Source organism: Lactococcus petauri (assembly GCF_002154895.1).
Classification (GTDB): Bacteria; Bacillota; Bacilli; order Lactobacillales; family Streptococcaceae; genus Lactococcus; species Lactococcus petauri.
On sequence record NZ_MUIZ01000015.1, the window covers coordinates 1 to 9,923 of the forward strand.

The window sequence follows — 9,923 nt, forward strand, 5'->3', positions numbered from 1 at the left end:
TTGGGTATAATCCAGATCAAATTCGAATGTTTTTACCACCAGAGTATCGACGGAGTACGTTGTTTAGAAAAGAAAGAGAAGAGGTTTTAAAGAGAGGAGATTGATTTAAGAAATAGTATCTTTAATCCCACAACAGTATACTTTATATATGTAAAAAAGTGCTGTTATTAATTGTGCTGCTTATTTCAATTTGGTAAAATAAAGATGTATCATAAATAGATATATTCATTACTAAAGCAGGTACTCGCAAAGTTGTCTGCTTTTTATTTTTGAAAATGAATACACGAATACTTAATCGTTTAGAGTTCCTGATTGATGTATTATAAATAAAGAGATTGAGATTATTCAACTGAAGACGGAGTGTAAATATCTTTAAAGGTGGTTTATCAAAAAATAGTGAGGAAATATTATTGAATTATGATTTGATGAAAGTGATATATATTTAATAATAAGGGAAAGAAAAGATAATATTAGAGTGATTAGACTTTATTACGATTTAAGAAATTCTTCGAGTAGAAAAGCAATAGAGTGGTTTAAAAGTATGAACATTGAAATTTCTATAAAAAGGATACAAAGTATAACGAGAGGGGAGTTACTCCATGCTCTGTATTTATCGGACGACGGATTTACAGCTATTTTAAAAGGCAAAGCTGGGAATGATATTGAGAGAATGAAAAATGAAGTTCAACAGATGAATTTTAGTGAAGCAGTTGACTTTATTCTAGTGCATACCGAATTATTAAAGGTACCTATTATCTTGGATGAAAATAAATTGATGATTGGATTTAATTCAGAAGAAATTCGAAAATTTACCTCACGGGCTTATCGTAGATTGGAAGTATAATAAGGGTCTGTTCTGTTTGGTAAGTTTTGATATTATAAGACTAACATTTGTTATAAAATAAGCAATTTGTTTTTTATGTAAATGATTATTAATTGATTGGATGTGTTTCAAGAAGAATAGGAAGAGTTTAGAATGAAGATGAAAGCCGGGAAAAATAAAACGTGGAAGAATAAGATTATCAATATTTTTATTATTTTGTTGTTTATAGTGGGTTTAGTTCTCGTATTTAATAAACCGATTAGAAATTTTTTGATTAGTAAAAATATCAATCATTATCAAGTCAACAAAGTGTCTCGAGAATCTATTAAAGATAATGAGAAAGCAAAAGCGAGTTTTGATTTTGATGGAGTAAAGCCAATTAGTTCAGAGAGTATTGCAAGTAGTCAACTCAATGCGCAATATATGCCAGTTATTGGTGGGATTGCGATTCCAGAAGTAGGAATTAACCTTCCAATATTTAAAGGTTTAGCCAATGAAAATGTAGCCTATGGTGCAGGCACAATGAAAGAAAATCAAATTATGGGGCAAGGCAATTATGCCTTAGCAAGTCATAATGTTACAGGATTTAGTAGTAATACGGATTTACTTTTTACACCTTTAGAGTATGCAAGAGAGGGAATGGTCATCTATGTTACAGACAAAGAAAACATTTATCAGTATCGAATTGATGCAGTATCTGTAGTTTCACCGGAGCATTCAGAAGTTATTGAGGATCATGTTGGAAAAACCGAAATTACTTTGGTGACTTGTGCTGATCCAGGAGCAGTGAATAGAATCATTGTAAATGGTACATTTGAGAAGAAGATAAGTTATTCTGAGAAAACTGATGATATGGATAAGGCATTTTCAAAAAGCTATAATCAAATACTTTGAGTAAACGAAATTTAAGGATAAAAAAAGCGTGCATCTTTATTGAATAAAGATTTGTCTGATATTGGCTAAGAAGAATGAATTAAGCAAAAAAATTTTATATGGTGCATAAAAGAATTAGCAATTTTATATTCTGTAGGTTTTGTTTCTTACCAAGTAGAGATACACAATTTAAAAAAGCACTCTTTCCTCAGAGAATGCTTTTTATTATACAAATCATGGTAAAATGAATTTAAACCCTCAAGAGTTCTAGTAAATAAGTGATTGTAAGATTATAAAATTAGAATTAACCAAAAAACTAACCAAGCAAGAAAATGTGTGTAATAATATTTATAAAATAAAGAGCCGTTAGAAACCTTCTAACGACTTTTTACTTTGTGAATTCAAGAGACTATTGCGCTAATCGGTAGTTTTAATAACAATCTTTTATGATATAATTTTAAAATAAGGAATAAAAATAAATGATAAATAAAAAAGGCCAGGTGTTTACACCTAAAGAATATGTACAAGAACTTTTAGATGAGGTCGACTATCAAGGGAAAGGTATTCTTGATAAAGTATTTTTAGAAAATTCAGTAGGAAGTGGCAATATTCTTTTAGAGGCTGTTCATAGATATTTAATAGCAGCCCAAGTTAATAGTATGGACAATATTACTTTGAAATCTAAATTAGAACATAATTTTATTGCGTTTGAAATAGACGAAGAGATTATTGAGGAATGTAAATACAAACTAGATGAACTAGTTTTGAGATTTGGTATAGAAAATACACAATGGAATATAATAAATGAGAACTATTTAGAATACAGACAACGGATTGACGCAGATTATATTGTAGGAAATCCGCCTTATCTAACTTATAGAGATCTAGATACTTATGAGAGAGAAACTTTAAAATCAAGATTTAAGTCTTGTAAACATGGTAAATTTGATTATTGCTATGCTTTTATAGAAAAAAGTATAGAAGATTTAAAAAAAGAAACTGGTAAGATGTCCTATCTTATTCCAAGTAGTATTTTTAAAAATACCTTTGGTACAAACCTTAGAAGTCTTATGATTTCTAAGGTAAAGAAAATTGTAGATTATCAACATAGGAATGTTTTTGAATCAGCCTTAATTTCTCCTGCTATTCTCACTTTAGATAATTCGTATGAAGGCTCAACAGTAATTTATTCAAGTCCTGATATAAATCATGATTTGATTATTCCAAAAGAAAATTTTAAAGATAAATGGATTTTCTCAGATAAAGTAATGAATGAAGAAGTGGGAAAAAAATTTGGAGATTATTTTGAAGTTGTAAATAGTGTTGCAACCTTGTTGAATGAAGCATTTGTCATACAGGACTATCATGAGGAAAATGGAGAAATTAAAGTTGAAGGGATGACTTTGGAAGGGGCTGCAGTGAGAGCAGCATGTAGCCCACGTAGTAAATCTATCAATAGAAATGAGAAAATAATTTTTCCATATAAATATGATTCAGAAGATAATGTTGTAAGATATACAGAAAAAGATTATTTAAACTTTTTTCCAAATGCTGCCTTGTATTTAAAAACTTTTTCTGAAAAATTAAACCAAAGAAAAGCAGATGGATATTGGTTTGAATATGGAAGGAGTCAAGGGCTTCGTTTGATGAATCAGCCTAAAATAATGATTTCATCAATTATAACAGATTCTGTTAAGGCTTATAAGCTTGAGAAAGATGAGATACCTTATTCTGGGTTTTTCATTGTACCTAAAGGAGAGTTATCTTTGAAAGAAGCGTATCAGATATTGACATCAGAAGAAATGTACATCCATTTGCAGGAGAGAGCAATTAATGCGAATGGTCGTTCTATAAGAATATCAGTCAAAGATATTAAAAGTTTTGATGTAAGTATGTTTATGAAATAGAATAAGGAGATGTTATGGAATCAGAGAAATTAGAATTTGTTATTGAAGATAATGCTATTGCAGAACTTTTTGGTAGGCAAAATTTTAGCACGCAAGAATCAGCAATTCTCGAATTAGTAAAAAATTCTTTTGATGCCAATGCAACTCATTGTCAAATATTTTTTAATGAAGATTGTATTCAAATAATCGACAATGGTTCTGGTATGAGTCATGAAGATATTATATCAAGCTGGATGAAAATCGGGAAGAGTGGTAAGGGGTATAAAAGTAACGGTAGAGTTCTATCAGGTTCAAAGGGAGTTGGGAGATTTGCTTTAGCAAGATTGGGAAACCAAGTAGATTTATGTAGTAAGAAAGATAATTTTAACGGAATTAGATGGTATACCAATTGGGATGAAATATTACTTGAAAATAGTAACAAAATTTCTAATGGAACAACGATTAAAATATCTCATCTAAGGGATAAGTGGAATAAGAGAAATATTGATAATTTGTCAGATTTTTTGAGTCGTGCGTATAATGATGATGTTATGAAGATTGAAATAATATCAGAATTAGAATCTAGGAAATTGAATGTACTACCAATCTTTGTTGAACCAATCTTAGGAGAAAATTTTGTTAGTAAAATTACAATAAAATACTTCAGTGATGAATTAAAGCTACTTGTTGATATTGAATCAGATGAATTTTTAGAAGAAGTACAAGATATTGTAAAAGATAATATTAAAAAATTCACTAAAATTGTTGACCTTTCCTATGAATATGATGAAGATATTAGGAGAGGTGATATCACTTATAAAACATTACAGGATCTAGGAGATTTTTCTGCAGAATTATATTTTAATCTTCAAGGGGGCATAAAAAAAGATTATGATCGTTTTAAATATAAGCATTATCGTTTGAGGGATAAGCTCAATACGGGTATAATACTTTACAGAAATTCTTTTAGTATTAGTTCAATGGAGGGTAGAAAAGACTGGTTAGATTTAGGAGGAAGAGCAAGGAAATCTCCAGCTGCTGCTTCTCACCCTAATGGGAAATGGAGGGTAAGAAGTAATCAACTTTCTGGTATTGTTCGTATAGATAAAGAGGTAAATAAAAATCTTGTTGATATGGCGAACAGACAGGGTCTAGAAGAAAATGATTCTTATGAATATTTTGTTAAGATTATTTCTTTAGCGATAGGTAAATTTGAAGAGTATCGTCAAAATATAATTAGGCAAGTTAACAAGAAAAATTTTGATAAAGAACAATTAAATGTTGAAAAAGAGTTAAATATTAAGAAGTTTATTGCTAATCCTAAGAAATTAAAGGAATATTCTGAAGAAGAGGCTCAGAAAACAGCTGATGAAGTTAAAAATCTTTTAGATAAAGTTGAAAAAAATAAAGAGGAGAACAGCCGAAGAGAACAGGAATATAGATATGATGCAAGAATTCTCAATTTATTAGCTACTCAAGGTTTACGAGCAAATAATATAGCACATGATTTAAGCACTAGAAGGACTACTTTACTAACTGGAACAGATTTGATTTCAGCACAGTTACAAACTCGAGGAATGTGGGAAGAGCTTTCTTCTGAAAGAATTCCAACTAAAAATGTGCCCAAGATGCTTCGCAAATTAGAAGAAGTAAATAAGAAACTTGTAACGTTTTTGAATACATTACTAGGGCAAATGGAAAAGAGAAAATTCAAGGAGAAAATTTCATCACTAGAAGAATATCTTAATGAAATTAAAAAACATTGGAATGAAGACTATAAAAATGTTGACATTAAAATAGTAAAAAAAGGATCTAATGAAGATTTTTTTATAACAGCTGATATCTTAGAAGTGATATTTGACAATTTGATTCTGAACTCTATTCAACAAAATTTTAATCAAGTAGATTTGTGTATTGAAATTATGTTTGAAACCTCAGCAGAAAAAGTAAATTTTAGTTACAAGGATAATGGCTGTGGACTTTCTAAAAAATATAAAGTTGAACCATTTAAAATTATGGAGGTTCATGAAAGTTCCAGGGAAGATGGACATGGATTAGGGATGTGGATAGTACGCAGGACTATAGAATCTACAGGAGGTGAAATCGTAATGATTGAAGGAGATAAAGGATTTAATATAGAATTTAATTTGAGAGGAGTTGAGTAATATGATTAATAAACCAATCAGATTATGCTATATGGATGATAATCATGACGAACTTCTTGATTCATATTTAGCTGAAATAGAAACTGAGAAAGAGCTAGAGATAGAATTTTATGAAGTAGAAAAATCATCTACCTATAAAACTTTATTGAAAGCAGAAGAAATAAGAACTTCCTCAATAATTTTAACGGATTCACAATTATTTGAAGGCAAAGCAGGCGGCTTGACGGGAGAGCAGTTTAGAGAAATTTTAAAGCAAGAATTTGGTCATAAAAAAATACTGGTCTTAAGTCAATTTAATAAAAATGCTGAAACAAGTACAATTATTCCAAAATATAGACCTCAAACCGGAGATGATTTCGAAGCTCGAAGCTTAGCTTCTAAAGAATATTATGATAGATTATTGCTTCCCAAAATTGAAAAAGCAATAAAAGAACTTAAAGAATCATTTGAAGTAATAGAAAATTTAAGTCAGTCTGGAGTGGATTTAGCTACAATAGAACGGATTGAAGGAAATATTGAGGGGAATATTGAGAATATGCCAGACAAAGAGGATATTGATGCGTTAATTGACATATTTAAGAAGACAATTGAAAATTATGATTAACATAGATTACCGTAATAGCAAATTTTATGAATGCGACTATTCACATATTTTAGCTGATAAAGAGAAATTCTTACAAGAGTTTATAGAGAGGCATCCTGCAGCAAATTCAGAAAAAATATATACGTATGTAAATAGAAGATTGTCACATGATAATAAAGCTTTTAGAGAAATATATTTTAAGAAGTGTGCTTATTGTGGGGTACCAATGAGTCTTTATCATTATAGTAATTATCAAATTGACCATTTTGTAGCCCAAGCTAACGTCGGAACTCATACTAACATAGAAATTCATAATGTAAGAAATTTAGTTTTTTCTTGTGAACTGTGTAACCAGAGCAAAAAAGCTTTAGATTATAGTACAAGTGAGGATGCAGAGATACTACACCCAGATAATAATAAATTACCGGAGATTTATAGGCGAGATGACGATTTTAAAATTATTATATCAGAAGAATATAGAGAAAATGAAACAGTAACAGAATTTTATAAAAAATTAAAACTTGGAAGTCAAAGTAAGAGAGTTGCTTATGTAATAATGGCTGTTAATGACTTTGTACAAAAATATCCGGAAAATCCGGCAAGTGCTGAACTAAAAATTCGCTTAGATATAATTAGAGAAAAATGGAATGAAGGTGAATTTGTTGACTAAACAATTTTATATTTTATAAATATTATTTAGATAATTCTATTAAGAAATCAATTAGTAAAAATCAAAAAAATATAGGATTAGAAAATAATAAATAACTAAGAAATTAGCAAAGCAATTAAAATGTGTGTTATAAAATTTATAAAATAAAGAGCCGTTAGAAATATCTAACGACTTTTTACTTTGCATATTTTATTTGGTAGAATATATTTAAAATATGAAAGATTTGGAAATAGTATGGATGTAAGAGAAAGTTCTTTGGATTATTTATCAAAAGTTGGAAAAACATTAAAACCGTTTTATGATATTCTAAATAAAAGTATACGGTCTTCAAAATGAAGGAAAGAGAGTAAAAGTTGGTTTTCTTATCATTGGAATCATCTTTATTGTTTGGGGAATACTAGTAGGGAGTGTGGGTCTTTTTGTAGCTTATACAGAACAAGCTACAACTCAAAATATAGTATTTAGATATGTAGTAGCTATTCTACCAATATTGTTTTTCTGTGGAATAGGTTTATTTTTCTTAATACAGTTTTTCAAAGGAATTAAAAAGTATGATAATTTACAAAAGAAAAACAAAGAGTTACAACTTTTGAGGGAACAGGATTCTTTAAAATTGAAACCATATATTCAAAGTTATAAAAAATATGAAGCAGAATTTCCAATAGAATTTTATAATTACAGAGATGTAGCAACCCTGTACAATTTGATAAAAACACAACAAGCCGATAATTTGAAAGAAGCATTTCAATTTTTAAGAACTAGCAAATTTCAACAAGAGCAACAACAAAAATTGAATAGTATTCAACAACAAAATATAATTCAACGCAAACAAAATTTAGCCTTAGTTTCTCAATTATTAATGAGTAATAAACAAAATACTATGCAAAAAGATATTAATAAATTAAAAAAACGCTAGTTTTAGCGTTTTTTATTTTGTTTGTTTTTTATAATATTCCTCCATAACAAGTTGTTCGAGCAAATGATTATGTGTGGCGTGTGCATATTCTAATTCTAAAATTAGTTCTTTGGAACTTTTACCTTGTAGATATTTATAGCATTCACTTTGGGTGACAGATAGACCACTACTCATTTTTATAAAGCTATTTTTAGAAATTATAGATTGCTTTTTTAGAGAAATAATCGTTTTTAGTTCATAAGAAGCTTTTTTTTCACCTTCTCTAAGCCTTAATACATAGTCCAGTGCTTGTTGATAGCTCATGGTGAGAATATGTTGGAAATAGTTTAATAATCTATTGTGCAGCGCTGATTTACTCATACAGGTTTGAGAGCAGATATAACTAAAAGATGATTTTCTAAGTAGAAATGTTTCCAATTGTTCTGTTGAACAAAAGAGTAGTGAAGCAATAACATTAGCTTCATCTTCAAAAGGTATCATTTCTGATGGGTATACTCCAGAAAATTTTGAAGCAAAAATTAAGTGCTTATTTTGATTGGTATTATGAAAGTGTAAGTGAACTAATTCATGTAAGATTGTAAAAATTATTCGTTGTTTAGGCATGACTTGATTAAGCATAATTATAATTTTATTGTTATGCTTATTCGGTATAGTTACACCAGATATTTTACTTGCTAGATCATCGTCAAGAAATTTAAATTTTTCATTTCTAACTAGGTCTTTATGCTTAATTAAATCAGTCGAGGGAATAATTTTATTGTTCTTCTTTACTTCAAAGAAAGTAAAAAGAATATCGTATGTATTTTCAAAATAAGAAATAATATCAGAGTAAATAATATATTTCTTATTTTTGTTTGAATAGCTTGCAATATCATCTAATAATATTGAAGTCATCTCCATATACTCTTTGTATGATGAAGCACTAACTTTTCTGTACTCAATACTTGCCATATAAAAATTGCTTTCTATTTTTTCCAGTTAGAATCATCATCAAACAATTCTCTCGCAATTTTCATCATATTTTTGACAGATTGATTAAATTTAGCTTGCTCTTCTTTAGTCATATCTTCGCTTTCCATACGAAAAGCAGCAAGAAGTTCACTTTCTTCTTCAGTTAAATCATTCTCGGTTTTATTTTCTTCACGTCCAAGGAGATAGTCGGTACTTACATTAAAGTATTTAGCAATTTCTGCTAGTCTTTTTGCAGAAGGATTTGAACGTTTATAGCTTTGAATGGTATTTCGAGGATAGTTTAATTCAGTTTCAATTTGATTCATTGATTTTCCTGTTTCTTCAATCAATTTTGTAAGCCGTTCGTATAGCATACTATCTCCTTTAAAATAAAAATAATTTTTTTGATTTATTTCTTGACTTTTGTAGAATTGAATGCTACAATAATAAATGTAGAAAATAGTTCTACAAAACGAATAAGCAAATAGCCCCAATAAATGGAGCATTTGCAACATTATAAATAACTCAATTAAGTAAAACAAAAAAGTTAAACCTAATTGTGCTACTAATAGTACATGAACACTACTATTATAGCATGAAGAAGTATTTGCTTCAAGTGTGATTAATTGACTGATGGTGGGTACGCAACAGTAAAGTGAGATAATGTGTACAATCTGCAGGTGAATGAAAGATACGACTGAGCGGAGCAACTTCAGAGAGATAGGAGAGCCTAGAAAATCTGAAGGAGTATAAAGGTGGCAGGAAACTGCCCTTTGGGATATAGGATTCATGCTAGCATTATGCAATAGCAGAAGAACTCGTGTGAATCGGAAACCAAACCAACTTTCATTGCGTTTGTTATCCTAAAAGTCCATGCCTTTCTTGCTCTTGGTGACAAGGGGTTAACAAGTCACTCAAACAAAAAACTGATAAGACTGCTGAGTTTCAGGGTATAATATCCACGCTTTCTCAGCTAAAACAAAAATATTTAAAGAAATAGTGATAATGTTGAACGATTGATTACATTATCTGGATATTGAGTTTCAGGGTATCTTC

Annotated in this window: 9 protein-coding genes; 7 read left to right on the forward strand and 2 right to left on the reverse strand. The window is 29.4% G+C overall.

Annotation, left to right across the window (positions count from 1 at the left end):
* Nucleotides 1-475: 475 nt before the first annotated feature.
* From BZZ03_RS11290 to BZZ03_RS11320, 7 genes are all read left to right on the forward strand, one after another.
* Nucleotides 476-844, forward strand: coding sequence for an ArsC/Spx/MgsR family protein (locus BZZ03_RS11290; protein ID WP_332888894.1), 369 nt, complete (start codon nt 476-478; stop codon nt 842-844).
* 132 nt (nt 845-976) lie between these two features.
* Nucleotides 977-1,717, forward strand: coding sequence for a class A sortase (locus tag BZZ03_RS11295; protein WP_233128989.1), 741 nt, complete (start codon nt 977-979; stop codon nt 1,715-1,717).
* Nucleotides 1,718-2,175: 458 nt separating this feature from the next.
* A complete protein-coding gene (locus BZZ03_RS11300; protein ID WP_086583344.1) occupies nt 2,176-3,603 on the forward strand; it encodes an Eco57I restriction-modification methylase domain-containing protein in 1,428 nt (475 codons plus the stop codon).
* A gap of 14 nt (nt 3,604-3,617) precedes the next feature.
* On the forward strand, nt 3,618-5,747 hold the full coding sequence (locus tag BZZ03_RS11305) for an ATP-binding protein (protein WP_086583345.1): 2,130 nt from the start codon (nt 3,618-3,620) through the stop codon (nt 5,745-5,747).
* Between the two features lies 1 nt (nt 5,748).
* Nucleotides 5,749-6,351, forward strand: coding sequence for a hypothetical protein (locus BZZ03_RS11310; protein WP_086583346.1), 603 nt, complete (start codon nt 5,749-5,751; stop codon nt 6,349-6,351).
* Nucleotides 6,344-7,000, forward strand: a complete 657-nt coding sequence (locus BZZ03_RS11315) for an HNH endonuclease (protein WP_143466345.1) — start codon at nt 6,344-6,346, stop codon at nt 6,998-7,000. Before BZZ03_RS11310 ends, BZZ03_RS11315 begins: the two co-directional genes overlap by 8 nt.
* A 409-nt stretch (nt 7,001-7,409) precedes the next feature.
* Nucleotides 7,410-7,916 (forward strand): hypothetical protein, encoded by a 507-nt coding sequence (locus BZZ03_RS11320; RefSeq protein WP_233128990.1) that lies wholly within the window; start codon nt 7,410-7,412, stop codon nt 7,914-7,916.
* 12 nt (nt 7,917-7,928) lie between these two features.
* Here BZZ03_RS11320 and BZZ03_RS11325 read toward each other — a convergent pair whose 3' ends face one another.
* A complete protein-coding gene (locus BZZ03_RS11325) occupies nt 7,929-8,867 on the reverse strand; it encodes an ImmA/IrrE family metallo-endopeptidase (RefSeq protein ID WP_086583348.1) in 939 nt (312 codons plus the stop codon).
* A 14-nt stretch (nt 8,868-8,881) separates the two neighbouring features.
* Nucleotides 8,882-9,241, reverse strand: a complete 360-nt coding sequence (locus BZZ03_RS11330) for a helix-turn-helix domain-containing protein (protein WP_086583349.1) — start codon at nt 9,239-9,241, stop codon at nt 8,882-8,884.
* Between the last annotated feature and the right edge of the window lie 682 nt (nt 9,242-9,923).